This is a genomic window from Buttiauxella sp. (assembly GCF_049686335.1).
GTDB lineage: Bacteria > Pseudomonadota > Gammaproteobacteria > Enterobacterales > Enterobacteriaceae > Buttiauxella.
The window spans coordinates 164,015-189,724 of sequence record NZ_JBAVHX010000015.1; the positions used below are offsets into that span (position 1 = coordinate 164,015).

The 25,710-nt window shown below is 50.2% G+C and carries 23 protein-coding genes and 1 pseudogene; 13 read left to right on the forward strand and 11 right to left on the reverse strand.

Going from position 1 to position 25,710, the window contains the following annotated elements; genetic code table 11:
• Positions 1-162 precede the first annotated feature (162 nt).
• Positions 163-1,173, forward strand: coding sequence for a LacI family DNA-binding transcriptional regulator (locus WBL83_RS13125; protein ID WP_424589565.1), 1,011 nt, complete (start codon positions 163-165; stop codon positions 1,171-1,173).
• Here the strand turns inward: WBL83_RS13125 and WBL83_RS13130 are convergent.
• The 5 genes from WBL83_RS13130 to WBL83_RS13150 form a co-directional block, all read right to left on the reverse strand.
• Complete coding sequence (locus tag WBL83_RS13130; RefSeq protein WP_424589566.1) at positions 1,168-2,244, reverse strand: cellulase family glycosylhydrolase; 1,077 nt, start codon at positions 2,242-2,244, stop codon at positions 1,168-1,170. The genes WBL83_RS13125 and WBL83_RS13130 overlap by 6 nt on opposite strands.
• 10 nt (positions 2,245-2,254) lie before the next feature.
• Entirely contained in the window at positions 2,255-3,796 is a 1,542-nt protein-coding gene (locus WBL83_RS13135; RefSeq protein ID WP_424589567.1) for an MFS transporter, read from the reverse strand.
• Between the two features lie 85 nt (positions 3,797-3,881).
• The gene (locus WBL83_RS13140; protein ID WP_424589589.1) at positions 3,882-4,898 is read right to left on the reverse strand and encodes a Gfo/Idh/MocA family protein; all 1,017 of its coding nucleotides are present in this window, start codon (positions 4,896-4,898) and stop codon (positions 3,882-3,884) included.
• A complete protein-coding gene (locus tag WBL83_RS13145; RefSeq protein ID WP_424589568.1) occupies positions 4,898-5,968 on the reverse strand; it encodes a Gfo/Idh/MocA family protein in 1,071 nt (356 codons plus the stop codon). Before WBL83_RS13145 ends, WBL83_RS13140 begins: the two co-directional genes overlap by 1 nt.
• Positions 5,965-7,140 (reverse strand): Gfo/Idh/MocA family protein, encoded by a 1,176-nt coding sequence (locus tag WBL83_RS13150; RefSeq protein ID WP_424589569.1) that lies wholly within the window; start codon positions 7,138-7,140, stop codon positions 5,965-5,967. The genes WBL83_RS13145 and WBL83_RS13150 overlap by 4 nt, the downstream gene beginning before the upstream one ends.
• A gap of 214 nt (positions 7,141-7,354) precedes the next feature.
• Between WBL83_RS13150 and WBL83_RS13155 the strand changes: the two genes are divergently transcribed.
• From WBL83_RS13155 to WBL83_RS13180, 6 genes are all read left to right on the forward strand, one after another.
• On the forward strand, positions 7,355-8,410 hold the full coding sequence (locus WBL83_RS13155; RefSeq protein WP_424589570.1) for a LacI family DNA-binding transcriptional regulator: 1,056 nt from the start codon (positions 7,355-7,357) through the stop codon (positions 8,408-8,410).
• Positions 8,411-8,558: 148 nt separating this feature from the next.
• On the forward strand, positions 8,559-9,380 hold the full coding sequence (gene dapB, locus WBL83_RS13160) for a 4-hydroxy-tetrahydrodipicolinate reductase (protein ID WP_424589571.1): 822 nt from the start codon (positions 8,559-8,561) through the stop codon (positions 9,378-9,380).
• Between the two features lie 281 nt (positions 9,381-9,661).
• Positions 9,662-10,069, forward strand: coding sequence for a hypothetical protein (locus WBL83_RS13165; protein ID WP_424589572.1), 408 nt, complete (start codon positions 9,662-9,664; stop codon positions 10,067-10,069).
• A gap of 478 nt (positions 10,070-10,547) precedes the next feature.
• The gene (gene carA / locus WBL83_RS13170; protein WP_424589573.1) at positions 10,548-11,696 is read left to right on the forward strand and encodes a glutamine-hydrolyzing carbamoyl-phosphate synthase small subunit; all 1,149 of its coding nucleotides are present in this window, start codon (positions 10,548-10,550) and stop codon (positions 11,694-11,696) included.
• Positions 11,697-11,711: 15 nt separating this feature from the next.
• Positions 11,712-14,936, forward strand: coding sequence for a carbamoyl-phosphate synthase large subunit (carB, locus tag WBL83_RS13175; protein ID WP_424589574.1), 3,225 nt, complete (start codon positions 11,712-11,714; stop codon positions 14,934-14,936).
• A gap of 141 nt (positions 14,937-15,077) precedes the next feature.
• A complete protein-coding gene (locus tag WBL83_RS13180; protein ID WP_424589575.1) occupies positions 15,078-15,311 on the forward strand; it encodes a YgdI/YgdR family lipoprotein in 234 nt (77 codons plus the stop codon).
• Positions 15,312-15,384: 73 nt separating this feature from the next.
• Here the strand turns inward: WBL83_RS13180 and WBL83_RS13185 are convergent, their stop codons facing one another.
• Genes WBL83_RS13185 through idnO form a run of 3 tightly spaced genes read right to left on the reverse strand, consistent with a single transcriptional unit; the run spans position 15,385 to position 17,171 of the window.
• Positions 15,385-15,855, reverse strand: a complete 471-nt coding sequence (locus WBL83_RS13185) for a YhcH/YjgK/YiaL family protein (protein ID WP_424589576.1) — start codon at positions 15,853-15,855, stop codon at positions 15,385-15,387.
• Between the two features lie 9 nt (positions 15,856-15,864).
• On the reverse strand, positions 15,865-16,389 hold the full coding sequence (locus WBL83_RS13190; protein WP_424589577.1) for a gluconokinase: 525 nt from the start codon (positions 16,387-16,389) through the stop codon (positions 15,865-15,867).
• 17 nt (positions 16,390-16,406) lie between these two features.
• Positions 16,407-17,171 carry a gluconate 5-dehydrogenase gene (gene idnO / locus WBL83_RS13195; protein WP_424589578.1) on the reverse strand — a complete coding sequence of 255 codons (765 nt, stop codon included), beginning with the start codon at positions 17,169-17,171 and terminating at the stop codon, positions 16,407-16,409.
• Positions 17,172-17,487: 316 nt separating this feature from the next.
• On the opposite strand from idnO, the gene WBL83_RS13200 reads away from it, so the two are divergent.
• From WBL83_RS13200 to kefC, 5 genes are all read left to right on the forward strand, one after another.
• Complete coding sequence (locus WBL83_RS13200) at positions 17,488-18,480, forward strand: LacI family DNA-binding transcriptional regulator (RefSeq protein ID WP_424589579.1); 993 nt, start codon at positions 17,488-17,490, stop codon at positions 18,478-18,480.
• Between the two features lie 208 nt (positions 18,481-18,688).
• Positions 18,689-19,639, forward strand: a complete 951-nt coding sequence (locus WBL83_RS13205; RefSeq protein ID WP_424589580.1) for a 2-hydroxyacid dehydrogenase — start codon at positions 18,689-18,691, stop codon at positions 19,637-19,639.
• A gap of 75 nt (positions 19,640-19,714) precedes the next feature.
• A complete protein-coding gene (locus WBL83_RS13210; protein ID WP_424589581.1) occupies positions 19,715-21,022 on the forward strand; it encodes an MFS transporter in 1,308 nt (435 codons plus the stop codon).
• Between the two features lie 125 nt (positions 21,023-21,147).
• On the forward strand, positions 21,148-21,678 hold the full coding sequence (kefF, locus tag WBL83_RS13215) for a glutathione-regulated potassium-efflux system oxidoreductase KefF (protein ID WP_424589582.1): 531 nt from the start codon (positions 21,148-21,150) through the stop codon (positions 21,676-21,678).
• On the forward strand, positions 21,671-23,527 hold the full coding sequence (gene kefC / locus WBL83_RS13220; protein WP_424589583.1) for a glutathione-regulated potassium-efflux system protein KefC: 1,857 nt from the start codon (positions 21,671-21,673) through the stop codon (positions 23,525-23,527). Before kefF ends, kefC begins: the two co-directional genes overlap by 8 nt.
• A 94-nt stretch (positions 23,528-23,621) precedes the next feature.
• Here kefC and WBL83_RS13225 read toward each other — a convergent pair whose 3' ends face one another.
• Positions 23,622-24,236 (reverse strand): LysE family transporter, encoded by a 615-nt coding sequence (locus WBL83_RS13225; RefSeq protein ID WP_424589584.1) that lies wholly within the window; start codon positions 24,234-24,236, stop codon positions 23,622-23,624.
• 273 nt (positions 24,237-24,509) lie between these two features.
• Between WBL83_RS13225 and folA the strand changes: the two genes are divergently transcribed.
• A complete protein-coding gene (gene folA / locus WBL83_RS13230) occupies positions 24,510-24,989 on the forward strand; it encodes a type 3 dihydrofolate reductase (RefSeq protein ID WP_424589585.1) in 480 nt (159 codons plus the stop codon).
• A gap of 58 nt (positions 24,990-25,047) precedes the next feature.
• On the opposite strand, the gene WBL83_RS13235 is transcribed toward folA, so the two are convergent.
• Together WBL83_RS13235 and WBL83_RS13240 are read right to left on the reverse strand one after the other, a co-directional pair.
• On the reverse strand, positions 25,048-25,326 hold the full coding sequence (locus WBL83_RS13235; protein ID WP_424589586.1) for a type VI secretion system PAAR protein: 279 nt from the start codon (positions 25,324-25,326) through the stop codon (positions 25,048-25,050).
• Between the two features lie 37 nt (positions 25,327-25,363).
• A pseudogene (locus WBL83_RS13240) lies at positions 25,364-25,710 on the reverse strand (hypothetical protein); the annotation flags it as partial.

Below are 25,710 nucleotides of genomic sequence, written 5' to 3' on the forward strand. Positions count from 1 at the left end.
GATTAACCCACTTTGAACAGGGTGGTAAACGCGATTAACCCACCAGTTTTAGCAAGATGTTGCCTAAACCTGAGTTATCTGTGATGGCTTTCACAGGGTTTTAAGCAAATATTGGGTTATTCGATTAATCTATTGGGAAATGCTTAATTGTGAGGAGTACCGATGAGCACAGTTACCCTTGCCCAGGTGGCAAAACAGGCGGCAGTTTCAACCGCGACCGTCTCGATGGTGCTGCGTAATCGAGGCCGAATTTCTGACGCTACTCGCCAGCGCGTACTCAAGGCATTGGACGATTTGGGTTATGTGTATAACCAGACGGCCGCGAATCTACGCAATCGCACCAGCAACCAGGTCGGGTTGTTATTGCACGACATCACCAACCCGTTTTATGGCGAAATGACGGCGGGTTTGAGCCAGGAAATGGAGCGCCACGACTTGCTGCTATTTCTCGCAAACAGCGAGGAGTCGGGTGAACGCCAGCAAAAGTTTGTTGATTCTCTGATGCGTAATAACGCCTGCGGAATGGTGTTGTGCGCGGCAAGGGAGACGCCGCCGCTGTTTTTCGAAACCCTCAAGCGACGTAACATTCCTGCGATCATGGTGGTGCGACCAATGGACGATGTCGATTTCGATTTTGTCGGCACCGATAACTTCCTCGGCACTCAGCTCGCGACCCAACATCTGCTGCGTCTTGGCCACCGTCACATCGCTTTTATCGGCGGCAGCGAAAACTCCATCAGCCGCGCCCAGCGTATTGGTGGCTACAGCAGTAAATTACTGGAGCATCGTATCCAGCCGAAACGCGAATGGGTGATTTCATCACTCGCCAGCCAAAGTGACGGCGCACGCGTGGCTGAAGAGTTGTTCCGGCGTTACCCGGAAATCACGGCAGCAGTCTGTTATCAGGACATCGTGGCATTGGGTGTGATGCAGACGCTGCGCAAAATGGGCCGCCAGCCGGGCGCGGATTTTGCGTTGGTAGGATTTGATGATATTACCGAAGCTTCTCTCGTCCAGCCCGCGCTGACCACTGTTTCGGTAGCCGCGAAAGAGATTGGCCGCAAAGCCGGGGAGTTATTGTTTAGCCGCATTCAGGGCAATGACGAGCCGCCAAAACGCATTATTCTCCCGCCCACGCTGGTGGTGCGGGAGTCTTGCGGTTTCGGGCTATAAACGAGTTAAGCGGCGCACCAGCGCCATTTCGCTGTGGCGAAACGGAATTCCGTATTCGTCCAGCACATCGTGGAACCACAGATGCGCGTAATCCACGCCACTTTTGCGCACCGACGGCCAGGGAAGCGTGGTTTGTGTTTTGCCACGCACCAGCCCCCAGTGGTAACAACCGACGTTCAGGGCAGCAAACAGCGGCAGTTGTTCTTCCATCATGCTGCCAACATGGCGTGCCAGCCATTCGGTACACAAAATCGGGCGCTGGTATTGTTGCCAGAAGCGCAAAACCTGGAGCATTTTCGGCGTGGCGAGATAAGCATGGAAACTGATCACATCCGAAAGTTCGGCGGCTGCCTTATCGATCGGGTGCGCGAAATACTCCGCCTCCGGTTCATCAGGATCCTGCGAGATATGCCACGCGCACACGGTTAGCGGCTGCTGCGGATCTTCATCCCGCGCCCACTCGAAAACGTGATGCAGCAATTCAAGCGCAAACACTTCCAGCTTTTCATCGAAGAACGTTTCTTCCAGACCTGTTGCAAAGGTGCCACGGTTGCCTGGTTCGTTATATAAATCCCAGATGGCGATACGCGAGTCGGTTCTGAAATGGCGAACAATGTCACGTATATAGCGTTCAAGCTCCGGCCACCTGTCGCGGTTGCATACCGTTTCGCGCCCAGGGCTCGCCGCCGCCTGGCTGTTATGTTTTCCTGGTTCGGGGGCTTTTTGTGGCCCTAAAAAGGGTTCGTCGCCGGAAAAACCACAGTCGTCCATCAGCGTTAACATCACTTTTAGCTGGTGACGATCGGCAATCGCCAGAAACTGTTCAATCCGTGCCAGAAGCCCGGCGCGGTCATGCTGCCAGACAATAAACGGCAGGTTGATGCGCAGTTGGTTATAGCCGCTTTCATGTGCCCAACCGAGTTCTTGATCGATGGTTTCGGCATCAAAGGTTTCGCGCTGCCAAAGTTCCGTCCAGTTCACGGCAGTGCGCGGCAGGTAGTTAAATGCACAAATCCAGCCCTGTTTTTTGTGCCACTCTGTGGCCTGTTGTTTGCTCCATTGTGTGCGCATGTTTTGGCTCCTAAGGCGATTCCGGCGTTAAGACTGATACCGGTTTACGCCCTGGCGTATTACCCCAGACTTTGTCGTATTCGTAACCGGTCAGGTCTTTAATCACTTTGCGGGTTTCCATATCGCAGTCTTCCAGGTTTCCGCCTAGTTTCAACCGGGCGACTTCTTTAATCAGCGTTTTATGGGTTTCGCGGGTGAGCTTAAATTTGAATGTCATATAGAAGCTGATGGACAGCAAGGCTGCGGTGGCAAAGACCATCAAACCGACAATCGCATGTAATGCTCCGATAGGTTGTGCGCCCTGGCCTTTTACAAAGCCGCTTGCTTCCAGTACCAGGCCAATCATCATAATCGCCAGTGCGACGGTGCTCTTACGGGTTAAAACCATGACGCCGGCAAAAATCCCTTCGCGACGTTTTTTGGTGACGATTTCGTCAACATCGGGAATGAAGCTGTAGATATTCCACGGGATAAAATAAAGACCCGCACGCGCCACACCCAGCACCACAAATACGCCGGAGAATACAATGACTGAGACTGCCAGGTCAGTGATATAGGCGTAAAACAGGAAGGCTAATACGGCGAGTATACAACTATACGAGATACGAAGCGCTGCGGATGGCGTGAAATCAAATTTACTGAGCATCATCATAAAGACAAATGTTCCGGGAACCGAAACAAATGCCGCGACGCTTAAATAACCTGATACCGCAGCGGCATCCTGATGTAATCCATAAATTACGTAATAGGTAAATACCGAACCAAATACATCCATCGCTGTAAATGATGCGATATAAATAATGATGTGCTGGCGGAACATTTTAATTTTAAATGAGGACAGAAGGTCTAACACGAGGCTTTTTAAATGATGCCAAAGATTGCCACTGTTTGCGCCTTCAGGCTCCGGTTCGAACTCCTCTCGCACATCTTTTGCCTCCCAGGTACACATCCAGGTAGTAAAGACGGCCAGACAGAAAATCACAGAGAAAAGCAGGCCTGTGTAGGTGTACGTCATCGGGTTATCTTTGCCAGTAAATTGCATGATAACGCCTGGAACAGACACCGCGAGGAACCCGCCTAACTGTGAGCAGATCATTCTTACGCCGGATAAACGAGCACGCTCGGCATAACGGTTGGTCATCTCGGCAGCCAGTGTTTCCCATGGGACCAGCACCATAGCTGATAGCAGTTCAATGGAGAGATAGGTGCCGAGATAATACCAGTAGCCCATATCGGTCACCCAAAGCAGGGCGTATAAAAACATCAGTGGGGCGCTGAGTAATAAGAAGAAGCGGCGGCGACCGAAGCGTTTTCCCAACCAGGTATTGGCGAAGTTATCGGTGATGTAACCCATAATCGGACTTAATACTGCGTCTATTACGCGGGCAATGGCAAATATAGAACCGGCTTCCAGTACCGATAATCCACAATAAGTGGTGTAGAAAAATAGAAGCCAGGTGCCAATAATAGCAAATGCTCCGCCGCCAAATAAATCAGTAACACCATATCCTATGGCTCTTCCGTAACCAACTCTGCGTTCTGTAGGTTTCATATTATTATTCCGTTTCTATACCCGTCATGCTTCATATGACTAGAATTATTTCGGGTAAAGGTAAGGTGAATAGGAAAATGATTGTTTAAATATCTGTCCAGTTCCTGGTTATCGACGACCGATAAATAGCTTCGACCATCCGAAGTGATATTTCCGCCTGATGAATATCAACGTAATTATGGTTGTCGGCATTATTTATAGAGTGATAAAAATTATTAATGGCCTGCTGGTGACTGTTGCCCCAATAACATTTTTGCGCTGCATTAGGTGCTTCATCACTGATCAGTAATTCTTTGTCTTCGCCTGAAATAAACCACAAATCATTGTGATGAAGTTGCAGTAAACCTTTTTCGCAGTGGATCTCCAACAGCAGCGCCGAGTCAGTGGTATTACAGTTGGTGGCGTAAAAAATCCCCCGCGCACCGTTGGCTAATTCCATATTGGCGATGGCTGTGTCCTCAGCCTCAGTCGCTGCACCCAGAAAACTGCTTTCCACCACGCCTTTGAGCGATGTCACGCCTCCGGCAAACCACTGCATTAAATCCAGCGTATGAATCGCCTGATTGATTAACAGGCTCCCGCCTTCGCTTGCCCAGTTCCCACGCCATGGACTATGGGTGTAATAATCGTGGGAACGGCTCCAGGTCAGCATCGCTTTAATACTCAACACTTTTCCGTAGCGATGGTTTTCCAGCAGCGTTTTTATCTTCTGGCTGCTGGGGTTCAGGCGATTCTGGTAGCAAACGCCAAGCCGGGCAGCCGTATTTGCCAGCGTATGTTTGATCTCTTTGACTTCACCAGGATTTAGCGCCACCGGTTTTTCTGTGAATACGTGTTTCCCGGCGGCAAGTGCGGCGATGATGATCGCTTTGTGCGCGGCGTGCGGGGTGCAAACGTGCACCACCTCAATCTCGCTATCACTCAGCATTTCGCGGTAATCGGCATAATAATCGCAGCCGTAACGTTCAGCGAGTGCCTGGCCTTTTACTGGGTCGATGTCGACAATCGCCCGTAATTGGCTGGCGGGACTGGACTGAATTGCCTCCACGTGCAAGGTGTGGATGGCTCCACACCCGACGACCGCGGCTTGCGTCGTCTTCATCATTCTTTCACCCCGTTAGCCAGCATTTGCGCGCGTACACACAGTTCGGCGGCTTTGAAGGCATGCGTCTGAGTCATGGCATTTTCGGTGCGATTCATACAGTCCCGAATCAGCTCGCCGAAGAATGGAAAGCCGACTTTACCGGCGACCGGATAGCGGAATTCCCCTTCTTTATTCACCAGATACACCACATCTTGCTCCTGGCGGGTGATATCGACGTATTTACGGATTTCGATATAGCCATCGGTGCCCAGCAGCGTCAGGCGCCCGTCGCCCCAGGTACTTAGACCCTGTGGGGTAAACCAGTCACAACGGAAATAGCCGCTGGCTCCGTTCTCGCCTTTCAGCATCGCATCGCCAAAATCTTCAAATTCAGGGTATTGGGGATGGGCAAAGTTGTTTGTTTGCGCCGCCACAACCTGAGCTTCGCTGTTTCCGGTATAGAAAAGGAATTGTTCGATTTGATGGCTGCCGATATCGCAAAGAATGCCGCCGAAACGCTTTTTAAAGTAGAACCAGTCCGGACGCCCCTGGCCTTCGCGGTGCGGCCCCATGCCCAGCGTCTGGATGACTCGTCCGATTGCGCCGTCGCGCACCAGTTGCCCGGCAAATACTGCGCTTTCAACGTGTAACCGTTCGCTGTAATAGACTGCGTATTTGCACCCGGTTTCGGTGACTTTCGCTTTAGCAGCAGCCAGTTGATCCAGTGTGGTCAGCGGCGCTTTATCGGTGAAATAATCTTTCCCGGCATCCATCACTTTCAGGCCAAGGGCGCAACGTTCATCAGGGATCGCCGCTCCGGCAACCAGTTTTACGCTGTCATCGTTAAGAATCACATCAAGCGAGGGGGCGACTTTTACCTGCGGATATTGCTTAACAAACTGCTGCACTTTCTGCGGATCAGGGTCGTAAACCCATTTCAACGTCGCACCCGCTTCAATCAGGCCGTTGGACATGCCGTAGATGTGGCCGTGATCAAGTGCGGCGGCGGCAAAAACAAAATCCCCCGGTTGAACCACTGGCTGCGGTTTGCCTTTTGGCGCGTAATTCATTCCGTCTTTGATGCTCATGAATCTGCCTCCATATTTTTACCCAGTGGAATGGCATCCTCATTGGCAAAATTCTCCACCGAGGCTGATTTTTCAAAGAAGTGAGGGGCCAGCTTCAGCAGGCCGCCAGTCTGGTAATACGGGTCGCTGCTACCAATCGGCAATGAGACGATGCTGCGAGTAATGGCTGATTTATAGATTGCAGTGATGAGTTCCAGCGAACGCTTACCCTGCGGGCCATCGACCAGCGGTGCGGTGCCGGTTTGCAGTGCGTGCAGGAAGTTGTCGATATGCCCGGTATGCAGCGTCCATTTCAGGCGAGGCACCGACTGGTAACTATCTTCAAGCTGGTTTTCCAGCGGGGTATCGCGAGTTTCAATCGGGAAACCATTGGGGGCGGCGATACTGGCGAATTTGTCCCACGGTGCGGAAATACGGGCTTTCTCGCCCTGAATCACGATTTTTTGGTCTTCGCCGTGGTGCACCACGGAAGCTGTCAGTTGCGTCAATGCACCGGTATCGTATTTGAAAATCGCGGCGCTAAGGTCTTCCACTTCTGCGTTGTCGTGGGAAACGTTGGTGGTAATGGCCACCACTTCAGTCGGGAAGCCGAGCATCCACTGAATGGCGTCGATATGGTGTACCGCATGATTTAGCGTGCAACCGCCGCCTTCCTTTTCCCATGTCCCGCGCCACCACAGGTCGTAATAGGAATGCCCGCGCCACCAGAATGAATCCACCTGCGCATGGCAAACTTTGCCGATTTGGTCACTTTCGAGCAATTTCTTTAAACGCCAGAACGCGTCGGTAAAGCGGTTTTGCGCAATGATAGACAGCGTTTTTCCGCTCGTTTGCGCGGCGGCAATCATCGCGTCACATTCCTGAAGCGAAGCGGCCATCGGTTTTTCGCACAGAACATGCTTACCCGCATTCAGTGCATCAATAGATATAGCGGCGTGGACATACGGCGGGGTGCAGATATCAAACACATCAATGGAAGGGTCATTCAGAATATCTTTATGGTTGCTGTAAACTTTTGCTTCAGTCAGCCCGTATTGTTTTTTCTTTGCCTCGGCTTTTTCCGGGTAGATATCTACCAGTGCGACAATCTGGCAGCGATCAGGAAATTCCAGATAGCCCTGGATATGGTTGTGGGAAATATTACCGGTTCCAATAATAGCGATTCGTTGCATTTTGCTCTCCCTTATTACGGTTTATTTTTATCAAGAATCATTTTTGAGAGCATAGTTATGGTTTTTTTTGCACACAACCGCTATTTATGACAGGAATTGCACAGTATAAATAGCGCTGTAGCGATGAAAGAAAAATGCATGTGATGAGAAAGAGTTAGTCATGAAAATAATGTCAAAACGCTAATGAGGCATCGATCACAAAATGACGGGGAAGTTGAAAATCAAAGAGATAGCCGGGCTGACAGGACTCTCGCCGAGCACGGTCTCAAGAGTGCTGGCGGGTAAAAATAATGTCAGCCCGCAGGCAAAAGAAAAAGTTTTTTACCACGCACGTTATATGGGTATTTTACGTGACATCCCTGCCAGCCGTTTACTGATGAATTCATTATTAGTCTGTGCTCCGGCTGCTGCCTTTTCATCACATGGCGATCATTATTATTACGAAGTGATTCAGGGGATTATTTCAGAAATTTCACATTACGATATTCATGTTAAAAAGTGCTCACTGGATATTAACGAAGCGGACACAACTTTATTTATGAAGCACATCAACCAGGAAGATGTCGATGGCGTAATAATTATTGGTATTGATGATGAGTCTTTGTATCGCCTGGCGGCAGAAAGCAATAAACCGGTCGTGACCATTAATGGCAGAGATAAAAAGATGCGGCTTGATTGTGTTTCGCCAGATCATGCTTCCATTGGTTATAGTGCGGCAAAACATTTGTTAGAAAAAGGCCATCGACAGGTACTGTTATTTACCGATTTGCGCCGGGAAACCATGATCCAGCGCCTCGAAGGGTTTAAACGGGCCTGCCAGGATCACCATCTTGTTTTTGATGAGTCGGAACATTTGCTGGTCACAAAAGGTTACGGCGAGCCAGAAGCGCGGGCGAATTTCAAAAAATACCTTGAGCAGCGTTCCAGAGAACAACTGCCTTCGGCCATTTTATGTGGAGGAGGAGCGATTGCGCGAGCTGTACTTAGTGAACTGAAAAACCTTCAGCTCCAGGTGCCAGAAGATATTTCCGTCATGAGTTGTGCTTATTCACATGAAATGGACGAAATAAAATCGTTGGGATTAACCGCCGCTTTTCAGCCGTGCCGCGAGCTGGGGAGTGAGGCCGTTTGTATCCTGCAAAGTCGCTTAACGCGCAACATTAGCTCCCGATTTAATTTATTGCTCCAGGGGTCCATTGAGTTAGGGAGTTCGGTCGCCGATGTGAACTGGCGGCGCAGAGAACTGTATCAATCCCATACAATTCCATGATTCTTTTATGGGAATAATGTCTTTTACTGATAATTCCCCCGTTTTGTCATAAATTTCTTATTATCGGTGTTTTCGAGTGGCGGCCCTGAGCAGGGCTGGTTAACCTGAGAATGTTTTAAATACAGATTAATTAATAAAGAGAGTGAATATGGATGAGTCACAAGTCCGTGTAGCAATCGCGGGTGCGGGTGGTCGCATGGGGCGACAACTGATTCAGGCAGCATTACAGATGGATGGTGTACAACTGGGTGCAGCGCTTGAACGCACGGGTTCATCCTTAGTGGGAAGTGATGCGGGTGAATTAGCTGGCGTGGCTAAAACAGGTGTCGTCGTTAGCGATAGCCTGGAAGCGGTGGTGAACGATTTCGATGTGTTTATTGATTTCACTCGTCCGGAAGGCACGCTCAATCACCTGGCCTTTTGCCGTCAACACGGTAAAGGGATGGTTATCGGTACCACTGGTTTTGATGATGCGGGCAAGCAGGCGATTACGGATGCTTCCGCAGAGGTTCCGATTGTCTTCGCAGCAAACTTTAGCGTGGGCGTGAACGTGATGCTCAAACTATTAGAAAAAGCGGCGAAGGTGATGGGCGACTATACCGACATCGAAATTATCGAAGCCCATCATCGCCACAAAGTGGATGCGCCATCAGGCACAGCGTTGGCGATGGGTGAAGCCATTGCACAGGCGATGGACAAAGATTTGAAAGAGTGCGCGGTTTACTCTCGTGAAGGTTACACCGGCGAGCGCGTTCCAGGCACTATTGGTTTCGCAACGGTACGTGCGGGCGACATTATTGGTGAGCATACGGCGATGTTTGCGGACATCGGCGAGCGTATTGAAATCAGTCATAAAGCCTCAAGTCGCATGACTTTTGCAAATGGCGCAGTGAGATCGGCATTGTGGCTGAAAGCTAAGAAAAATGGTCTTTATGATATGCGTGACGTGCTTGATTTGAATAGTTTGTAAATGTTATTACCCATCGTGATGTGGTTATTGCAACCTTAGGTTCGGGTTGAAAGGGCAATTGATTGATTGCCCTTATATTTTTCCCCTTTGTTATATTCTCTTTTAATACTTTCCTGTCTCTTAATACTTGATAACCATTAATATTGTATGGTTACTCACATTTATCGATTTCATTCATTCATTAGTAAAATTTAATAATTACTATTTCTTGTATCAGGGCAATTTCATGCAGTTTGCTCCTGACTACTTTTTTGATCTGATTCAGGTATAAGGAAAATACGATGCCAAATGGTAAGGATGGGCAAGATTTAGCACGTCGGGTAAGCCTTGAAGGGCAGATTTTAAGTATGGGTAATTTTTCCCTTTATGCTCAGGCGGTTTATTGCGTTAATAAAATGTTGCAAAGACAAGGGGTGGGTATCTCACAACAGGCCTATAACAGCATTTCGATGAATTTGAACCGCGTGCAAACAGGGCGACTCTATGAAACAAGCGCCTCACTTTCGGAAGCCAGAGTTTTCGCTCGCGACACAGCAACTGCATTAAGAAGTGGTGATTTTAAGTCGGCGGCCATCACAGCAAGCGGCGTTGCGATTAATGGTCTGGGAGGGCCATTGTTCTTTGGTTCTGCCGACAGAAATAAATTACTCGGTCTTGAGCGATATCTTTACGATAACTTCCATTTATAATGGTTTTAAGCCATAAAAACTGATAGCTATCGGTTTTTATGGTTGTTTTTATATTTTTATCATCATTGTTTTTTAAACAATTTTTTAAGATTGCTTTTCTTTATGTGTTCTTACGGTTGGTTTTTAGTTTAATTTGGTTTTTTATTGATTTTTATGGTGTTTATTAGCCAATAAAAAGTAATTTTGACCATTTGGTCCACTTTTGACTCCCTGAATCATTAGTTTCCTATTCTTCCTGGTCCGCAACCGATTACGCACTACAAGTTAGTTGTTGATTTCATCGGTCAATTCATCTTTTTTCCATCAGACTGGCAAAAAACACATAAAAAGTTGCGCTTATGGTAGACTTTTACCCGGCCTCTCACTAGAATGCCGCCGTTTGTCAAAATTCCAAATGACAGGCTGTTTTGCATTGATTCAGGAAATGGTTTTGAATTAATATGCAAATAAATTGACTGTTTATTCCCTGGAGGACGTTTTGATTAAGTCAGCGCTGTTGGTTCTGGAAGACGGAACCCAATTCCACGGTCGGGCCATTGGGGCATCGGGTCAGGCTGTTGGGGAAGTCGTTTTCAATACCTCAATGACCGGTTATCAAGAAATCCTCACTGATCCTTCCTACTCCCGCCAGATTGTCACTCTTACTTATCCTCATATCGGAAATGTCGGCACTAATGCTGCTGATGAAGAATCCTCCCAGGTACATGCGCAAGGCCTCGTCATCCGTGACCTACCACTGATTGCCAGCAACTACCGCAATACCGAAGACCTTTCTTCCTATCTCAAGCGCCATAACATTGTGGCCATCGCCGATATCGATACCCGTAAGCTGACACGTATTCTGCGTGAGAAAGGTGCACAGAACGGCTGCATTATTGCCGGTGATAACCTTGATGCCGCACTGGCACTGGAAAAAGCAAAAGCCTTCCCAGGCCTCAACGGTATGGATCTGGCGAAAGAAGTGACCACGCAAGAAGCTTACGCCTGGCAGCAGGGGAGCTGGACGCTTGAAGGCGACTTACCTGAAGCGGCTAAAGAAGAAGATTTACCGTTCCATGTCGTCGCCTACGATTACGGCGTGAAACGCAACATTCTGCGTATGTTGGTTGACCGTGGCTGCCGCCTGACGGTGGTTCCGGCACAGACGCCAGCTGAAGAAGTGTTGAAGATGAATCCAGACGGCATCTTCTTATCTAACGGTCCTGGTGACCCGGCGCCATGTGATTACGCGATCGGTGCAATCAAATCCTTCCTTGAAACCGACGTACCGGTATTCGGTATCTGTCTGGGCCACCAGTTGCTGGCTCTGGCAAGCGGCGCGAAAACGGTGAAGATGAAGTTTGGTCACCACGGTGGTAATCATCCGGTTAAAGATTTGGATCGCGATTGCGTGATGATTACCGCGCAAAACCATGGTTTTGCGGTGGATGAAGCGACTCTGCCTGCGAACCTGCGTGTGACGCATAAATCACTGTTCGATGGCACCTTACAAGGTATTCATCGTACCGATAAAGCAGCATTCAGCTTCCAGGGGCATCCAGAAGCAAGCCCAGGCCCACACGATGCGGCGCCGCTGTTTGACCACTTTATCGAATTGATTAAGCACTACCGCAAGTCAGCTAAATAATCAGGAGCTAAGAAAATGCCAAAACGTACAGATATAAAAAGCATCCTGATCCTCGGCGCTGGCCCGATTGTTATCGGCCAGGCGTGTGAGTTCGACTACTCCGGTGCTCAGGCGTGTAAAGCGCTGCGTGAAGAGGGTTACCGTGTTGTGCTGGTGAACTCCAACCCGGCAACGATTATGACCGACCCGGAGATGGCCGATGCGACCTACATCGAGCCGATTCATTGGGAAGTGGTACGCAAAATCATTGAGAAAGAGCGCCCGGATGCGGTGCTGCCAACCATGGGCGGCCAGACCGCGCTGAACTGTGCGCTTGAGCTGGAACGTCAGGGTGTGCTGGCTGAGTTTGGCGTCACCATGATTGGTGCGACCGCAGACGCAATTGATAAAGCTGAAGACCGCCGCCGTTTCGACGTGGCGATGAAAAAAATCGGCCTCGATACTGCGCGCTCCGGCATCGCTCATAATATGGAAGAAGCGCTGGCGGTTGCCGCTGACGTCGGTTATCCGTGCATCATCCGTCCTTCATTCACCATGGGCGGCACCGGCGGCGGTATCGCTTACAACCGTGAAGAGTTCGAAGAAATCTGCGAGCGTGGTCTGGATCTTTCTCCGACCAAAGAGCTGCTGATTGACGAATCCCTGATCGGATGGAAAGAGTACGAGATGGAAGTGGTGCGTGATAAAAACGACAACTGCATCATCGTCTGCTCTATCGAAAACCTTGACCCGATGGGTATCCACACCGGTGACTCCATCACCGTTGCACCAGCGCAAACGCTGACTGATAAAGAATACCAAATCATGCGTAACGCCTCGATGGCGGTACTGCGTGAAATCGGCGTAGAAACCGGCGGTTCCAACGTGCAGTTCTCGGTTAACCCGAAAACAGGCCGTCTGATTGTTATCGAGATGAACCCGCGTGTGTCGCGCTCTTCCGCGCTGGCATCAAAAGCTACCGGCTTCCCGATTGCGAAAGTGGCAGCGAAACTGGCAGTCGGTTACACCCTCGATGAACTGATGAACGACATCACCGGCGGCAAAACGCCTGCGTCGTTCGAGCCGTCCATCGACTACGTTGTGACAAAAATTCCACGCTTTAACTTCGAAAAATTCGTAGGTGCCAACGACCGTCTGACCACGCAGATGAAATCTGTCGGCGAAGTGATGGCAATTGGCCGCACCCAACAGGAATCCTTGCAGAAAGCACTGCGTGGCCTGGAAGTGGGTGCGACCGGTTTCGACCCGAAAGTGAATCTGGATGATCCGGAAGCGCTGACTAAAATCCGCCGCGAGCTGAAAGACGCGGGCGCTGAGCGTATCTGGTACGTGGCTGACGCCTTCCGCGCGGGTCTGTCTGTGGATGGCGTATTCAACCTGACCAACATTGACCGCTGGTTCCTGGTGCAGATTGAAGAGCTGGTTCGCCTGGAAGAGAAAGTGGAAGAAGTCGGTATCACCGGCCTGGACCATGACTTCCTGCGTATGCTCAAGCGTAAAGGCTTCGCTGATGCGCGTCTGGCTAAACTGGCAGGCGTTCGTGAATCCGAAATCCGCAAACTGCGTGAGCAATATAAGCTGCACCCGGTTTATAAACGTGTTGATACCTGTGCGGCGGAATTCTCTACCGATACCGCGTATATGTACTCCACGTATGAAGACGAGTGCGAAGCGAACCCGAATAATGACCGTGACAAAATCATGGTGCTGGGCGGCGGTCCGAACCGTATCGGCCAGGGTATCGAGTTTGACTACTGCTGCGTACACGCTTCACTGGCGCTGCGCGAAGATGGTTATGAAACCATCATGGTTAACTGCAACCCAGAAACCGTTTCAACAGATTACGACACCTCTGACCGTCTGTACTTCGAGCCAGTGACCTTCGAAGACGTGCTCGAAATCGTGCGCGTTGAGAAACCTAAAGGCGTCATCGTGCAGTATGGCGGCCAGACTCCGCTGAAACTGGCACGTGAACTGGAAGCGGCAGGCGTGCCAATCATCGGCACCAGCCCGGACGCTATCGACCGCGCTGAAGACCGTGAGCGTTTCCAGCACGCGGTTGACCGCCTGAAACTGAAACAGCCTGCCAACGCCACGGTGACAACCATCGAAATGGCCGTTGAGAAAGCCGCTCATATCGGTTATCCGCTGGTGGTTCGTCCATCCTATGTACTGGGTGGCCGCGCGATGGAAATCGTTTATGACGAAATTGATTTACGTCGTTACTTCCAGACTGCGGTCAGTGTTTCGAACGATGCGCCAGTGCTGCTGGACCGCTTCCTCGACGATGCGGTAGAAGTGGATGTTGATGCAATCTGCGACGGCGAAACCGTGCTGATTGGCGGCATTATGGAGCACATTGAGCAGGCGGGCGTTCACTCCGGTGACTCTGCATGTTCTCTGCCAGCTTATACGCTGAGCCAGGAAATCCAGGACGTGATGCGCCAGCAGGTGCAGAAACTGGCTTTCGAGCTGCAAGTTCGCGGTTTGATGAACGTACAGTTTGCGGTGAAAGATAACGAAGTCTACCTGATTGAAGTGAACCCACGTGCTGCACGTACCGTACCGTTTGTCTCCAAAGCAACCGGCATGGCGCTGGCGAAAGTTGCCGCGCGTGTCATGGTCGGGCAAACACTGGCTCAGCAGGGCATGACTAAAGAAATCATCCCACCGTATTACTCGGTGAAAGAAGTGGTACTGCCGTTCAACAAATTCCCGGGTGTTGACCCGCTGTTAGGGCCAGAAATGCGCTCCACCGGTGAAGTCATGGGTGTGGGTCGTACCTTCGCTGAAGCATTCTCGAAAGCGATGCTCGGCAGCCAGTCTACGATGCGTAAACCAGGCCGCGCGCTGTTGTCTGTTCGCGAAGGTGACAAAAAGCGTGTGGTAGACCTGGCGGCAAAACTGCTGAAACAGGGCTTTGAGCTGGACGCGACCCACGGCACGGCAGTTGTGCTGGGCGAAGCAGGGATCAACCCACGTCTGGTGAACAAGGTGCATGAAGGCCGTCCGCACATTCAGGACCGTATCAAGAATGGCGAATACACTTACATCATCAACACCACCGCGGGTCGCCAGGCGATTGAGGATTCCAAACTCATCCGTCGTAGCGCGCTGCAATATAAAGTGCATTACGACACCACGCTGAACGGCGGCTTTGCCACCGCGATGGCGCTGAATGCTGACGCGACTGAAAAAGTCATTTCAGTTCAGGAAATGCACGCGCAAATTAAAGGCTAATCCCTTAATCTGACGTAAATATAAACGGCTCCTCATTGCAGGGGCCGTTTTTCGTTTAGGACTGTTCTGGTTCTGAAAGCGAAGCGTAAATCGCTGGCTATAATTACCTTGCTAACGAATTTTGAACGCAGGGAGAAAATAATGCTTAATAAATCAATCATCACTCCAATTCTGGCCGCCGTTGCGCTGATGTCTGTTGCGGGTTGTACTTCAAATCAGTCAGTGGAAACCACTGATGGCAAAACCATTGTGACTGATGGCAAGCCACAAGTTGATGACGATACCGGAATGGTGTCATACAAAAATGCTCAAACCGGCCAGACTGAACAGATCAACCGCGACCAGGTTAAATCTATGAGTGAACTAAAAAATTAATCCTGACCGGTTAATGCAAAAAAAGCCCCATCTGCTTATGCGTGGGGCTTTTTTGTTGCCAGTCCTGACTGGCTTACACCAGTAAAGCGCTGTCGATTTTCACAATGATTTTGCGCAGGGCTGCGGGTTGGCTTAGCGTGCACATTGGGCGGTGTAGTTCGTAGGGAAAGATAATCGCCAGCTCTTCCGGATGCAGATGAATCAGCGTTTCGCTGCTGATGTGCTGGCAAAAACCAACATCCTGTTTGTCATTAAATGGCCCGGTCATTTCCAGCGCCAGCCCTTTCGCCCCCGCACCGATCACCTCTTCGCCAGCAAGCACAATATGAATATCAATGTACTGGCGATGAAACTCAGGTTTCTGCTGTTCAAGTAGCCGCGTTTCCCCTTCGACGACCGAGAAAAAGACTCTCTCGCCCTGGATCGGATATTTCCCGGTTGGCAGGCTATGCGGTTTTTTATCCAGGATCGCCTGCAACGTGTGGCGAATCAGGGCAGGGTAAAGTGGGTTTTTAGCCCCGTCCAATAACGTATCAATAATCATTTTTGATCCTTAATTATTAGCCGGATGGGTGCTGGCAAGTAACGCAAGGCTACGAGAAACAATCAAATCCACCGTCGGGATAATATCGACGGGGATAATATCGGGTTCGTCGTGTCCCGGTGTTTCCAGCGCCGCAAACTGGCTTTGTAGCAGCGCTTCAGGCATAAAGTGACCTTTGCGCTGGCGCATTCTGTTGAGGACAACTTCATAATCGCCTTTCAGCCAGACAAAACGCACGTTGCTGTTACCGGCTCGCAGCCGATCGCGGTAGTGCTTTTTCAATGCGGAACAGACCAGCACGCCGGATTCATTTTTTTGTTCGATGCTAAAAATGACATCCGAAATACGCTCCAGCCACGGAAGCCGGTCGTCATCGGTCAGCGCCTGGCCCGATGCCATTTTGCTGATGTTTTGTCGTGGATGCAGATCGTCGCCATCAATAAACTTTGCCTGCATCGCCCGGGCCAGTGCCTCGCCAACGGTGGATTTACCCGTGCCCGACACGCCCATTAAAATTACGCATTGCCCCGACATGACTGATTTCCCCTTATTCACACCGCGACCAACATCCCGCCATCGACAAACAGCAGGTGCCCGTTGACAAAGTTGGATGCTTTTGAAGAGAGGAATACTGCCGCACCCACTAATTCTTGCGGATCACCCCAACGTGCTGCTGGTGTGCGTTTACATAACCAATCGGTGAATGCTTTGTCATCGACCAGCGTCTGCGTCATGGCAGTTTGGAAATAGCCCGGGGCGATACCGTTGACCTGAATGTTGTAGCGCGCAAGCTCAACGCACATGCCGCGTGTCAGCATTTTTACTGCACCTTTGGCGGCAGCATACGGCGTAATGGTGTCGCGACCCAGTTCGCTTTGCATGGAGCAAATGTTGACGATTTTACCCTCGTTGCGCGTCATCATTCTTTTGGCGACCGCCTGCGAAACTAAAAACACGGCAGTCTGGTTAACCGCGATAACATCATTCCATTCGTCCACCGGGAATTCAGTAAAGGGATGGCGACGTTGAATGCCGGCATTATTGAATAACACGTCTATCGGGCCGATATCATTTTCAATCTGGGCAATTGCCTGTTCAACAGAATGAGGGTCGGTAACATTAAATACAGCAGTATGAGAAATAACTCCCTCATCGCGTAATTTCATTGCCGCCTGTTCGGCTCGTTCAGATGAAATATCATTGATAATGATCTCTGCGCCATATTGGGCAAGACCCTGAGCCATAATATAACCGATGCCCTGTCCTGAGCCGGTAATTAAAATACGCTTGCCTTTTAAGCTAAAGAGATCGTTCATGGTTATTTCCTGTATGACTGCTTGTCACCAGAATGGTGAAAGATAATTTTCACTGCGTCGTTAATTTGCTTAACAGGGCAAATCATTGTGCAAGTGTTGGTGCTTTCTATCACACGTTTTTTATCAGCTTAAAACTGTGATGAAGATCACCCCAAATCATGTTACGAAAAGAGGTTACTTTAAGCGTGATACAGGGCATGAATTAGCCGCGTTAATGGCTGAAATCCTGGTTCTTGCGCGATGGCCTAAGTTTCTCTTTTTTACTCTCAGCAGGCATAATGACTGGATGGAATGGCTGTTATGACAGGCATCAACAATGAAAGTACAACGCATCACGTTACATGATATCGCCGCACTGGCGGGTGTAACGAAAATGACAGTCAGCCGATATTTACGGACGCCGGAAAAGGTGAAGCCTGAAACCGCCGGGCGTATCGCCAGCGTAATTGCTGAAGTGGGTTATGAACCGGATCCGGATAACCCTGTAGTGAGCGGTAATATCGCGCCACGTATTGGTGTTCTCGTTCCCTCCTTTAATAATCAAATCTTTGCTGATGTGCTGGCCGGTATTGAGTCAGTGACTACTGCCCAGGGCTACCAGACACTGGTCGTAAATTACGATTACGATAGCCTGCGGGAAGAAGAGCAAATCGCCACCGTGCTGGCTTTTAACGTCAAAGGCCTGCTGCTTACGGAATCTGTCCATACCCTTCGAGCCGAGAAATATCTCAAAGCCGCCAAAATTCCCATTGCCGAAGTTATGGGGTTAACTGAAAACCCGGAACGCATTAACGTCGGTTTTGATAACTTCCGTGCGGGTTTCGACATGACCAATATGCTGCTGGCCAGCGGCAAAAAGCACATCGTCTATTTCGGTTCGATGTCCGATATTCGTGATGAGCAGCGCTATGCGGGTTACTGCAAAGCCATGGAAGCGGCGGATCTTTCTGTCGGGCGGATTTCGCCAAACAAAGTGTCTTCTGTCTCAATTGGTAACGGCATGATGACGCTGGCGCGCCAGATGTATAAAGAGATGGATGGAATTTTGTGTACCAATGATGATCTTGCGGTCGGGGTGTTACAGGAGTGCCTCGCATCGGGTATCAAAGTCCCGCAGGAAATGGCCATCGCCGGTTTTCATGGGCTTGAGATTGGGCAGATTATTACCCCAAGATTGGCCAGTGTGCTGACACCCCGCTTCGAAATGGGGAAAGTGGCGACCGAGATTTTGATAAAGAAAATCAAAGGAATACCCACAATAGAAAAAGTGGATTTGCATTACCGACTGTCGATGGGAGAAACCATCTGACGTTTAACCCTGCGAAATGATTGTTACCTCGATGTTGCTGACAGGTCGATTGTTTCGCATTCCCACCTAGAGAAGTGCCTAAGCGATCACGGAGTCTGTAACAGCTATTGTTAACACGATTCAGCGTGACCTGGATCGCAATAAACCCCGCCAAAAAGCCGTTTGATATGAATCACTGACGTACTGAAACTTTCAAACGGGTAAAACTATGAATACTGCAAATCCTCGTGCTGTGCTGTTAATCGCTCCGGTTGTTGATGGCCTGCTTGATAGACTTTCTTCGGCTTACACCGTTTATCGCCTGTATGAACAAGCGGACCCGGCGGCGTTCTTGCGCGAGATCGGGGCAAATATTCAGGCGGTGGTCACCCGCGGCGATATTGGTGTGAAAAACACCGTACTGGAACAACTGCCCGACGCCGGGCTGGTGGCAATTTTTGGCGTCGGTACTGATGGGGTGGATCTGGAATATACCCGCTCCCGCAAGATTGCGGTCACCATTACGTCCGGGGTGTTAACCAATGATGTGGCTGACCTGGCGATGGGCTTATTGCTGGCTGGCGCTCGTCAGTTATGCCATGGAGACAAGTTCGTACGCGAAGGCCGCTGGCTGACATCAGCGCCATCCCTGGCGACTCAAGTGAGTGGTAAACGCATCGGCATTCTCGGGATGGGGAACATTGGCCAGGCTATCGCTCGTCGCGCCAGCGGCTTCGATATGCAGGTGCTTTACACCGACCACAAACGCCTTGATAACCTGGATTACCAGTGGTGTGCCGATCTCCACACATTAGCGCATGAAAGCGATTTTCTGGTCATTGCAGCATCTGGTGGTGCCGCCAACCGTGGCATGATTGACGCGACGGTACTCAATGTTATGCCAAAACATGCCTGGTTAATTAACGTTGCGCGTGGTTCGCTGGTTGATGAAAAGGCATTGATTCGCGCGTTACAAAACCATGTTATTGCCGGGGCGGGTTTAGACGTTTATGAAGACGAACCCCATGTTCCCGCCGAATTAATCGCGCTCGATAATGTTATTTTGCAACCGCACGTCGCCAGCGCAACGCATGAAACCCGCCAGAAAATGAGCGACGTGGTTTTCAATAATGTTGCTGCTTATTTTGATGGCGTTACTTTACCTAATGCGATTGATTAAATTATCTCTTGTTTGTAAATAAAAATAATAACCTCTGTGCCTAAAATAAATCCTCTGTCTGAGTGAGAACCGTATATGAACGATAAAATACCCGGTACACGCTGGCTGCGTATTATTGCGCCGATATTGATTGCTTGTATTATCTCTTTTATGGATCGAGTGAATATTAGTTTTGCTCTGCCTGGTGGAATGGAAGCTGATTTAGGTATTACCAGCCAGATGGCAGGCGTTGCCAGCGGTATATTCTTCATCGGTTATTTATTCCTGCAAATCCCCGGTGGGAAAATTGCCGTCAATGGCAGTGGGAAACGTTTTATTGCCTGGTCTTTAGCTGCCTGGGCGATTGTTTCGGTGGCGACCGGATTCGTCACGCATGAATATCAACTGCTGGCTTTGCGCTTTATTCTCGGCGTCTCCGAAGGGGGGATGTTGCCTGTCGTGCTGACGATGGTAAGCAATTGGTTCCCGGAAAAAGAGTTAGGGCGAGCCAATGCCTTTGTGATGATGTTTGCGCCATTAGGGGGCATGCTGACGGCTCCTGTCTCCGGTTGGATTATCACCGCCTTTGACTGGCGCTGGCTGTTTATCATCGAAGGGCTGCTTTCGCTGGTGGTATTGGCAATCTGGTGGTTTGTGATAAGCGATCGTCCCGAAGAGGCGCGTTGGTTACCGCCACGCGAGCGGGAATACTTGCTGACAACGCTAACCCGCGAACGCCTGGCGAGAGAAGCCGAAGCTCCTGTCAGTCATGCGCCGATTAGAGATGTGTTTCGCAACCCTGGGCTGATGAAATTAGTTGTCCTCAACTTCTTTTATCAGACTGGCGATTACGGCTACACCCTTTGGCTGCCGACCATTCTCAAAAATCTGACCGGCGCCACGATGGCGAACGTTGGGGTGCTGGCGATTTTACCTTTCATTGCGACACTTGCCGGTATCTACGTTATCTCGCTGTTCAGCGACAAGAGCGGTAAACGTCGTCTGTGGGTGCGCTTCTCACTGTATAGCTTCGCTGCGGCGTTGGTGGCTTCGGTGCTCCTGCGAGATCATGTCGTGGCGGCGTATATTGCGCTGGTGGTCTGCGGATTCTTCCTCAAGTCGGCAACCAGCCCATTCTGGTCAATTCCGGGGCGTATTGCCGCTCCTGAAGTTGCAGGTAGCGCGCGTGGTGTGATTAACGGTCTGGGGAATCTTGGCGGATTTTGCGGCCCTTATCTGGTGGGCGTGATGATCTACCTGTACGGACAGAACGTTGCGGTGTGTGCGCTGGCGGGTTCGTTGCTTATCGCCGGAACCATCACCTTCTTCTTGCCGAAAAAATGCGACTTGTCGGTTAGCGACACGCAGGGGGTTGTCGGTGCCGAAAACCCACATCGCGCATAACAGGTTTGGCGCCCTGAATTAGCCCAGATAAATCAATCAGGCACATACAGCCACAATGAGGAAATGTCGTTTTCAGATACAATGACTTATGCTTACACGCAGAGTTAACGGTACATGAGAACGACATGATCCTGATTATATATGCACATCCGTACCCCCATCACTCCCATGCAAACCGAAGAATGATAGAGCAGGCCTCACTTTTACCCGATGTGGAAGTGCGCTCTCTTTATGAGTTATACCCCGATTTCAATATTGATATTGCTGCGGAGCAAGAAGCCTTAAGCCGCGCCGACTTGGTTATCTGGCAGCATCCGATGCAGTGGTACAGCACGCCGCCATTAATGAAGCTTTGGATTGATAAAGTGCTGGCTCACGGTTGGGCATATGGCCACGGTGGTAAGGCTTTACGCGGCAAAAACGTGATGTGGGCAGTCACCACGGGTGGCGGTGACAACCACTTTGAACTCGGTGACCATCCCGGCTTTGATGTTCTCGGCCAGCCATTGCAAGCCACCGCGCTGTATTGCGGTATGAACTGGCTGCCGCATTTCACTATCCACTACACATTTGTCTGCGACGAAAATACCCTCGAGGTACAAGCCGAAATGTACAAGCAACGCTTGCTCGACTGGCAGGAGGCGAACCATGGATAGCCACAGCATGATTCAGGCACTGATTTATCTCGGCTCCGCGGCAATCATTGTGCCTATCGCGGTGCGCCTTGGGTTGGGATCGGTACTGGGCTACCTGATTGCGGGCTGCATTATCGGGCCGTGGGGATTGCGGCTGGTGACCGATGCCGAAACTATTCTGCACTTTGCAGAGATCGGCGTGGTGTTGATGCTCTTCGTCATCGGCCTGGAGCTGGATCCGCAACGCTTATGGACGCTACGTGCGTCGGTATTTGGCGGGGGCATGTTGCAAATGGTGGCGTGCGGATTGCTGCTCGGTTTGTTCTGCATGTTCCTGGGATTACGCTGGCAAGTGGCGGTGTTAATCGGCCTGACGCTGGCACTCTCTTCCACCGCAATCGCCATGCAGGCGATGAACGAGCGCAACCTGACGGTTTCGCAAATGGGGCGCAGTGCCTTTGCGGTGCTGCTCTTTCAGGATATTGCCGCCATTCCGCTGGTGGCAATGATCCCCTTATTAGCCAGCAGTGGCACCACTACCACCTTTGCCGCGTTTTCAATATCGGCGCTCAAAGTGGTGGGGGCGCTGGCGATAGTCGTATTGTTAGGCCGTTATGTTACGCGCCCGGTACTGCGGTTTGTCGCGCGATCTGGCCTACGGGAAGTGTTCAGTGCCATGGCGCTGTTTATGGTATTTGGATTTGGTTTATTGCTCGAGGAAGCAGGGCTTTCCATGGCGATGGGGGCATTTCTTGCAGGTGTTTTACTGGCAAGCTCCGAGTATCGCCATGCGCTGGAGAGCGATATCGAACCGTTCAAGGGATTGCTACTTGGGCTGTTTTTCATCGGTGTGGGGATGTCGATAGATTTTGGGACGCTGCTGGATAACCCGTTACGCATCATCATGCTGCTGTTCGGTTTCCTGGCGATCAAAATCATTACGCTTTGGATTGTGGCAAAACCCCTTAACGTACCGCGCAAACAGCGGCGCTGGTTTGCCGTCTTGCTGGGGCAGGGAAGTGAATTTGCCTTCGTGATTTTTGGCACCGCGAGAATGGCGGAAGTACTGGATGACAGCTGGGCCAAATCCCTCACGCTTGCCGTCGCACTGTCGATGGCGGCCACGCCTCTGTTGCTGGTGTTGCTCAATCGTCTCGAGAAATCAGGCAAAGAGCAGGCGCAGGAAGCCGATGAAATCGACGAAGAGCAACCGCGAGTCATCGTCGCAGGCTTTGGTCGTTTTGGGCAAATCGCCGGCCGTTTGCTGCTGACCAGCGGTGTGAAAATGGTGGTTCTCGATCACGACCCAGACCATATCGAAACACTGCGAAAGTTTGGCACTAAAGTGTTTTATGGCGATGCGACGCGCGTGGATTTACTGGAGTCTGCGGGTGCTGCAAAAGCAGAAGTGCTGATCAATGCTATCGACGATCCTGATGCCAATATGCAGTTAGCGGAACTGGTGAAAGAGCATTTCCCGCATTTGAAAGTGATTGCGCGTGCCCGTGATCTTGACCACTTTATTCGTCTGCGCCAGCTTGGGGTCGAAAACCCTGAGCGTGAGACATTTGAAGGGGCGCTTAAAGTGGGGCGCAGAGCGCTTGAAGGGCTGGGCGTGGGGAGTTACGAGGCGCGAGAAAGAGCCGATCATTTCCGCCGTTTCAATATGCAAATGGTGGAAGAGATGGTGCCAGCTCCAGACTGGTCAGCCCGTGCCGATGTACTCAAACGCACCAGCGCCATGCTGACCGAGGTGATTAACGAAGACCGTGCACATCTCAACGTGATTCAGCGGCATGGCTGGCAGGGCACAGACGAAGGGATTCATTCGGGGAAAATGGCTGATGAGCCACCTGTGAAACCGGAGTAGCTAAAGACTGTGTCGGATGACGCTAACGCTTATCCGACCTACGGAATGCTGTTGTAGGGTGGATAAGCGCAAGCGCCATCCACCGATTCTTAACTCAACTCAAGGCGACTTTAATCCCAAGCGCAATCAACATCCCACCCAGCAACTTATCAACAATCTTCTGTGCTTTGGCAAGGCCGCGACGCACCGGTTCGCTCTGAATCAATACCACTAAAAGTGGCCACCAGACGACGGACAGCATCAGAATCACCCCTGCGTACCAGAGTTTTTCCATCGTGCCGGAATTGACGCTCAATACCTGAGTGAATACGGAAAGGAAGAATAGCGTCGCCTTCGGGTTCAACAAGTTACATAAATAGCCCTGCAGGAAGGCTTTTTTCAATGTGGTTTGTTGGTGTTCAATATTGCTGACATCCATCTTACTGCTACCCCGGGCAAGCAGCGCGTGAACGCCAACCCAAATCAGATATGCGGCACCGGCGTATTTAAGGAAACCGAACAACCATGGCGTAGTGGTAATCAGTACTGCCAGACCAGCCACACAATAAGCCATGTGGGTCGCGACACCGCTAATCACTCCAAGAGAGGTCATCATTGCTGTGGCGCGCGGATAGCGAGCGGCATTCTTAATGACCAGAAAGAAGTCAGGCCCGGGGGAGAGCATCCCCAGAGTGGCTATGGTGGCGACAAAAAGAGTGGTTTCCAACATGGGGTTATCCGGCATAAAGATAAAGAAAGGTGAACTATACCGTAGCTATTGCGTAAACTTATAGTGGACCGCCCGTCGTAGTTAAGAATTTTTTACATTGTTACTGGCGCTTTCAAGCTAACTCGTTGTTCCTGCTGTATCAGGAAGCATTACGTGACACGTTTACAGTCGCAGAACAAAAATATTCTTACGGACAGGCTTGTGGATAGTCGACGAAAGAATGCGCTTTCCGTATAGTGGCGGCAATTTTTTCACCACCCTTGGGTTAATAGAATGATCAGTCTGATTGCTGCATTAGCGGTAGATCGTGTAATTGGCATGGAAAACGCCATGCCCTGGGACTTGCCTGCCGATCTGGCATGGTTTAAACGTAACACTCTGAATAAACCTGTTGTTATGGGGCGTTTAACCTGGGAATCCATCGGCCGACCGCTTCCAGGACGCAAGAATATCGTCATTAGCAGCAAGCCTGGCACCGATGACCGCGTTGAGTGGGTGTCGTCTGTTGAAGATGCCATCAAAGCCTGTGGCGATGCGGAAGAAATTATGGTGATTGGTGGCGGACGTGTTTACGAACAGTTCCTGCCAAAAGCACAGCGTCTGTACCTGACGCACATTGATGCAGAAGTGGAAGGCGACACGCATTTCCCGGATTACGACCCTGACGAGTGGCAATCAACGTTCAGCGAATTCCATGACGCTGACGAGAATAACTCGCACGGTTATTGTTTTGAGGTTCTGGAACGTCGCTAAGACGGGCTGGAAAACTTAAAAAAGCACTGGGTTGATTAAATCCCCAGTGCTTTTTTGTTTAGCCAATATGTACTGTTCCACTACCAATCACAATTCCACCGCAGCTAATACTGTCGCCAGTTCTGGTCGCAGGGGCTCCATCAATAAAAACGGTTTCCCAGCCGCTGGAGATAACTCGAGGATGATGTGGGGGCTTACTGTGTTCAACTAATGGATCACCCAGACGAGCAGCTGGTAGACCATCGAAACATACCGTTGGCGATCCCGCGGTGATCGGCGTGGAATGAAAACCGTCGTGCTCGGTGCCTTGATCGTTAAGTTTGGCGGCAAGTGGCATAAATACCCTTATCTATAGTTAGTAGGAATTTTATTATTTAACGAACCAGCGTCATTTTTCCGTCAATCATGGCGAAGAAAGGGTTCCATGCAAATATGAAATCACCTTCAGAATTGAAAAATTGAATTGGTGAATTTCTACTAGCCCCACCAACACCAACACCAAGACAGAAAATTCTGTTTTTCTGATAGGTTAGCAATTTAAAATCATCCCATTTAGGGTTTGCTTCCACTTTGCTATTTTGGACAGCGTCTACGATTCCAATCGAATTAAAGAATAAATCAGTATCATCAGTTGAATCATTTTTAGCATACTCATTTAAAGCTAGTGAGTATTTTTTCTTTATTGTAGTCAAATCACTATGTTTCAAATCATTGATTAGAT